Origin of the sequence: Kitasatospora sp. NPDC057512 (assembly GCF_042802135.1) — a bacterium.
GTDB lineage: Bacteria > Actinomycetota > Actinomycetes > Streptomycetales > Streptomycetaceae > Kitasatospora.
In genome coordinates, this window is sequence record NZ_JBHVET010000626.1 from 1 (window position 1) to 5,234 (window position 5,234).

The 5,234-nt window shown below is 72.9% G+C and carries 5 protein-coding genes; 2 read left to right on the forward strand and 3 right to left on the reverse strand.

The genetic code is table 11. The annotated features are described in order from the left end of the window. Nucleotides 1-41: 41 nt before the first annotated feature. From ACFU6K_RS30685 to ACFU6K_RS30695, 3 genes are all read right to left on the reverse strand, one after another. Nucleotides 42-1,922 carry an amidohydrolase gene (locus ACFU6K_RS30685; RefSeq protein WP_380668523.1) on the reverse strand — a complete coding sequence of 627 codons (1,881 nt, stop codon included), beginning with the start codon at nucleotides 1,920-1,922 and terminating at the stop codon, nucleotides 42-44. 64 nt (nucleotides 1,923-1,986) lie between these two features. After that, nucleotides 1,987-2,610, reverse strand: a complete 624-nt coding sequence (locus ACFU6K_RS30690) for a CE1759 family FMN reductase (RefSeq protein WP_380668515.1) — start codon at nucleotides 2,608-2,610, stop codon at nucleotides 1,987-1,989. A 17-nt stretch (nucleotides 2,611-2,627) separates the two neighbouring features. Then, nucleotides 2,628-3,710, reverse strand: coding sequence for an LLM class flavin-dependent oxidoreductase (locus tag ACFU6K_RS30695; protein WP_380668517.1), 1,083 nt, complete (start codon nucleotides 3,708-3,710; stop codon nucleotides 2,628-2,630). 298 nt (nucleotides 3,711-4,008) lie between these two features. On the opposite strand from ACFU6K_RS30695, the gene ACFU6K_RS30700 reads away from it, so the two are divergent. Further along, nucleotides 4,009-4,671: a hydrolase gene (locus ACFU6K_RS30700; protein ID WP_380668519.1), complete on the forward strand. Its 663-nt coding sequence runs from the start codon at nucleotides 4,009-4,011 to the stop codon at nucleotides 4,669-4,671. Between the two features lie 29 nt (nucleotides 4,672-4,700). Continuing rightward, complete coding sequence (locus ACFU6K_RS30705) at nucleotides 4,701-5,183, forward strand: DoxX family protein (protein ID WP_380668521.1); 483 nt, start codon at nucleotides 4,701-4,703, stop codon at nucleotides 5,181-5,183. The last annotated feature ends 51 nt before the right edge of the window (nucleotides 5,184-5,234 follow it).

The following is a 5,234-nucleotide window of genomic DNA, read 5'->3' on the forward strand; positions in this document are numbered from 1 at the left end:
GCCGTGCTCCGGCGGTGCCCCCGGGCTGGTCCGGCTCCCGATCAGAAGAAGCAGGGGTCCAGCGGCACCTGCGCCTGTCCGGGCAGCGCGAGACCGCGCGCCGCGCGCCAGGCGTGCTGCTCGCCGGAGGCGGCCACGGCCTCCAGCACGCCTTCGGCCTGGCGGACCCCGGCGGCCAGGCTCGGGGCGGGGGTGGCGTGGTAGCCGCCGAAGCGGGTGACCGGGCTCCAGGAGGGCGTCACCGCGGGCAGCTCGGGGGCCAGGCCCTGGTGTTCCGCGGTGGCGTGGACGATCCGCCCGCCGACGACGGTGAGAACGGCCTCGATGTGCGGGATGTCTGCCTCGGGCACGGTGAAGTAGTCGGCGCTGAGCAGCGCGAGGTCGGCGTAACTCCCCACCGTCAGACGGCCCTTGACCTCTTCCTCGCCGGTGAGGCGGGCCCCGCCGAGGGTGTAGAGCTCCAGGGCCTGTTCGCGGCTGAGCCGGTTGTGCTCGGCCGCGAGGCGCCGCCCGGAGACGGCCCGGCCGGAGACCAGCCAGTGCAGGGAGACCCAGGGGTTGTAGGAGGAGACCCGGGTGGCGTCGGTGCCCGCGGCGACGGTGAGGCCGCGGTCCAGCATGGCGCGCAGCGGCGGCGCCTCGGCGGCGGCGGGGGCGCCGTAGCGGGAGACGAAGGCCTCGCCCTGGAAGGAGAGGCGGTTCTGTACCGAGATGGCGCCGCCCAGGGCCGCGATCCGGTCGAGGCTGTCCGGGCTGACGGTCTCCGCGTGGTCGAAGAGCCAGCGTCCGCCCTGCGGGAAGAGGCCCTCGGCGGCGAGCTTCTCGAAGACCGCGAGGTCGCGGCGGATGGTCTCGTCGTAGGTGGCGTGCAGCCGGAAGCCCCAGCCGTGCTCCGTCAGCAGCCGGACGGCCTTCTCGAACTCCTTCTCGTAGGAGCCGAGTTGCGGCCTGGGTTCGGTGAAGTTCTCGAAGTCGGCGGCGGCCCAGGTGAGGTTCTCCCCCGCGCCGTTGAGGCGCAGCCAGGCGTCACCCTCCCCCGGGCGCACGGTGTTGACCCAGCGGGTGAGGTCGTCCAGTTCCTGCCCGGCCGTCTGCGGGAAGAGGTGGTAGGCGATGCGCAGGCTCAGTTCGCCGCGGCGGGCGAGCTCCATGACGGTGCCGTAGTTCTCGGGGAAGCTCTGGAAGCCGCCGGCGGCGTCGATCGCGGAGGTGAGGCCGAAGCGGTTCAGCTCGCGCAGGAAGTGCCGGGTGGAGCCGATCCGGTCGGCCTCGTCCAGCGTCGGGGCCTTGGCCAGGGTGGAGTAGAGCAGCAGGGCGCCCGGGGCGGCGATCAGCAGGCCGGTCGGCTCGCCGTCGTGGCCGCGCACGATCTGGCCGCCGGTCGGGTCGGGGGTGTCCCGGGTGAAGCCCGCGGCGCGCAGCGCGGCCCGGTTGAGCAGCGCCGACTGGTAGAGGTGCAGCACGAAGACGGGGGTGTCGGGTGCCGCCGCGTTGAGCTCTTCCAGGGTGGGCAGCCGGCGCTCGGCGAACTGGTCGGCGGACCATCCGCCGACCACCCGCACCCACTGGCCGGGCGGGGTGCGCTCGGCCTGCAGCCGGAGCATGGTGAGCGCCTCGCGCAGCGTCGGGACACCGTCCCAGCGCAGCTCCAGCACGTAGTTGAGGCCGCCGCGGATGACGTGCAGGTGCGCGTCGTTGAGTCCGGGAACGGCCCGACGGCCGAGCGCGTCGACCACCCGGGTGCCGGGGCCGACCAGCGGAGCGACGTCCGCGTCGTCGCCGACCGCCTGGATCAGTCCGTCCCGGATGGCCACGGCGGTGGCCTGCGGGCGGCGCGGGTCGTTGGTGTGCACCTTGGCGTTGCGCACGACGAGGTCGGCGGGCTGCTCGGGAGCACCGGGGCGGATTCCGGCGACGGGCATGGTGGACAAGGGAGTTCCCTTCGTTGGGTGGTGTTCGGTGGTGGGGCTGCGGGTGTGCGCGGGGTCAGTGGAAGCCGAGCGCGGAGGGAGTCACCGCCGGGCCGCCGGCCGGCCGCGGATTCGCCAGGGCCGTGAGGACCAGCGCCGCGAGCTCTCCCCCGGCCCGGTCGATCCGCGCCGGCAGGCTGTCGGTGCGCGTGTCGCCCGTCCCGCCCCAGTCCTCGGAGGCCGCGAAGACCGCGGTCGGCGCGACGAGCGCGCGCTGGTAGGCGAAGAGCGGGCGCATCGCGTGCTCCAGGGCCAGGGAGTGGCGCGCGGTGCCGCCCGTCGCGCCGATCAGCACCGGCTTGCCGGCCAGGGCGCCGGGATCGAGCAGGTCGAAGAAGGACTTGAACAGGCCGCTGTAGGAGGCCGAGAAGATCGGGGACACGGCGATCAGCGCGTCCGCCGTGCTCACCTCCTCCAGCGCGCCGCCCAGTGCCGGCGTGGGGAAGCCGGAGAGCAGGTGGTGCGAGATGGGGGTGGCCAGCGGGCGCAACTCGTGTAGCAGTAGCCGCACTTCACGGCCGGACCGGACCAGTTCGGCGGAGGCTGCCTCGGCGAGGCGGTCCGCGAGCAGGCGGGTGGACGAGGGCTGGCTGAGCCCGCCCGAGATCACGGCGAGCGTGACCGGCGCGTTCGGTTCCATGGGGGACTCCGTCCTGGTCAGGAGGCGGCGGGGACGGTGTCCCGAAGCGTGGCGTGGGTGGGGGCGTCGGGGACGGTCGCGGGCCGGCCCTTGGCGAACTCCTTGCGGAGGACGGGCACGACCTCCTCGCCGAGCAGGTCCAGCTGCTCCAGCACCGTCTTGAGCGGCAGGCCGGCGTGGTCCATCAGGAACAGCTGGCGCTGGTAGTCACCGACGGCCTCGCGGAAGGTCAGGGTGCGCTCGATGACCTCCTGGGGGCTGCCGACGGTCAGCGGGGTCTGCTCGGTGAACTCCTCCAGCGAGGGCCCGTGCCCGTAGACCGGCGCGTTGTCGAAGTACGGACGGAACTCGCGCACCGCGTCCTGGGAGTTCTTCCGCATGAACACCTGTCCGCCGAGGCCGACGACCGCCTGCTCGGGCGTGCCGTGGCCGTGGTGGGCGAAGCGCTCGCGGTAGAGCCGGACCATCCGCCGGGTGTGCTCCTGGGGCCAGAAGATGTTGTTGTGGAAGAAGCCGTCACCGTAGTAGGCGGCCTGCTCGGCGATCTCGGGGCTGCGGATCGAGCCGTGCCAGACGAACGGCGGCACGCCGTCCAGCGGGCGCGGGGTGGCGGTGAAGGCCTGCAGCGGGGTGCGGAAGCGGCCTTCCCAGTCGACCACGTCCTCGCGCCAGAGCCGGCGCAGCAGCGCGTAGTTCTCCGTCGCGAGCGGGATGCCCTGGCGGATGTCCTGGCCGAACCACGGGTAGACCGGTCCGGTGTTCCCGCGCCCGAGCATGAGGTCGACGCGGCCGTCGGCGACGTGCTGCAGCATCGCGTAGTCCTCGGCGATCTTCACCGGGTCGTTGGTGGTGATCAGCGTGGTCGCGGTGGACAGGATGATCCGCTCGGTCTTCGCGGCGATCCAGCCGAGCATGGTCGTCGGCGAGGACGGGACGAACGGCGGGTTGTGGTGCTCGCCCGTGGCGAAGACGTCCAGGCCGACCTCCTCGGCCTTGAGGGCGATGGCCAGGATCGCCTTGATGCGCTCGCGCTCGGTCGGCGCCCGCCCCGTGGTGGGGTCGACGGTCACGTCGCCGACGCTGAATATCCCGAACTGCATGGATAGCCGCCTTTCCGCTGGCTGATCGCGGCCCGACGGGGCCACCCGGCGAAACCTAGGCAGCCGACGATGCGCGAAGGATTTCCGCAGCGCATGACCAGTGGCCCCGCAGCGCACTGAGGCGCTCGACCGGCCCGCCCCCGGCCCGCCGTGCGTTGTCAGGACAGTCCCGGGCGCACAGCGGGCAGAACACCGGGGGCGGCCCGCACTAGCGTCGTTGGACGAGGCACCCCGGCGATCCGGGACGATCGCCTGATGCCGTGTCAATTCACCGAGTTCCCAAGGAAAGAGAAGACCAATGGTCGACTTCGCCAACGTCCACGCCGCCCCGAGCCCGGACCTGCTGACCCCCGACAACGCGATGATGCTGTTCGTCGACCACCAGCCGCAGATGTTCTTCGGCACCGGCAGCGGTGACCGCACCGCGATCATCAACGCCACGGTCGGCCTGGCGAAGGCCGCGAAGATCTTCGGTGTTCCGACGGTGCTGTCCACCGTCGCCGCCGAGTCCTTCTCCGGCCCGATCCTCCCGCCGCTCAAGGCGGTGTTCCCCGACCAGGAGATCATCGACCGCACCAGCATGAACGCCTGGGAGGACGAGGCCCTGGTCGAGGCGGTCAAGGCCACCGGCCGCACCAAGATCATCCTGTCCGGCCTGTGGACCGAGGTCTGCCTCGTCCTGCCGGCCCTCTCCGCGCTGGACCAGGGCTACGAGGTCTACGTCGTCGCCGACGCCTCCGGCGGCGTCAGCCCGCTGGCCCACGAGCACGCCCTGCAGCGGATGACCGCCGCCGGCGCCGTGCCCGTCACCTGGATCCAGGTCCTGCTGGAGCTCCAGCGCGACTGGGCCCGCGCCGAGACCTACGTCCCGGTGACCGAGCTGGTCATGGAGCACGGCGGGGCCTACGGCCTGGGCCTGGTCTACGCCCACTCCATGATCGACCCGCACGCCGCCGGCTGACGGACCGCACCGAACCAACGGAGTCCGACATGAACACCGGCCTTCTCCTGCTGCGCCTGGTCGCCGGCCTGCTGATCGCGGGCCATGGCGTCCAGAAGATCAGCTTCCACCTCGGTGGCGGCGGCCTGGAGGGCGGCAGCGCCGAGTTCCGGGGCGACGGCTTCCGCGGCGGCAAGCTCACCGCGCTGTCCGCCGGCGGCACCCAGATCGGGGCCGGACTGATGCTGGCCGCCGGTCTGCTCACCCCGCTGGCCGGCGCGGGCCTCATGGGCGTGATGACGGTCGCCCTGACGGTCAAGTGGCCGCACGGGCTGTGGGTGCAGCACGACGGGTACGAGTTCCCGTTCGTCCTGATCGTCATCGGCGCGGCGCTGACCGCGACCGGCCCCGGCCAGTGGTCGGTCGACGGCGCCCTCGGCCTGGCGCACTGGCCGCTGTGGTGGCTGCCCGTGGCCGTGGTCGCCGGGGTGGGCGGCGGCCTGGCCACCCGGCTCGCCCTGCACCGCGCCTGAGGCGGCCGCGACCGGCGGTCCCGGGCCCCTGGCAGCAGAACCGCCCAGGGG

What these genes read in the sequence shown, in the direction of transcription:
- ACFU6K_RS30685 (WP_380668523.1), bottom strand. Translation starts at nt 1,922, where the DNA reads ATGCCCGTCGCCGGAATCCGCCCCGGTGCTCCCGAGCAGCCCGCCGAC.
- ACFU6K_RS30690 (WP_380668515.1), bottom strand. Translation starts at nt 2,610, where the DNA reads ATGGAACCGAACGCGCCGGTCACGCTCGCCGTGATCTCGGGCGGGCTC.
- ACFU6K_RS30695 (WP_380668517.1), bottom strand. Translation starts at nt 3,710, where the DNA reads ATGCAGTTCGGGATATTCAGCGTCGGCGACGTGACCGTCGACCCCACC.
- ACFU6K_RS30700 (WP_380668519.1), top strand. Translation starts at nt 4,009, where the DNA reads ATGGTCGACTTCGCCAACGTCCACGCCGCCCCGAGCCCGGACCTGCTG.
- ACFU6K_RS30705 (WP_380668521.1), top strand. Translation starts at nt 4,701, where the DNA reads ATGAACACCGGCCTTCTCCTGCTGCGCCTGGTCGCCGGCCTGCTGATC.